Genomic DNA, 235 nt, shown 5'->3' with positions numbered 1-235 from the left:
ATTTAGAACGGCAAGTGGCGATCCGGGACCTCAATACTACCAGCAACAGGCGGAAGATGTGATGGACATTGAGTTGGCTGACAAAAATGCAAAGCTTTATGGTAATGACACCATAACGTATACCAATAATTCTCCGGATGTACTGGAATATCTTTGGGTAAAGTTGGATCAAAATGTACGTTCTAAGGACTCACAGTCTCCTTTGATTGATGGAGGCGGCGCTAATCCTGCAAGA

Annotated in this window: 1 pseudogene; it reads left to right on the top strand. The window is 43.8% G+C overall.

From position 1 onward, the window contains the following. Positions 1 to 235: pseudogene (locus ACY2RT_RS15695) on the top strand (M1 family peptidase); the annotation flags it as partial.

The organism is Ulvibacter sp. 2210JD10-4 (assembly GCF_058148525.1).
This window is presented reverse-complemented; position numbering and strand designations above follow the sequence as displayed.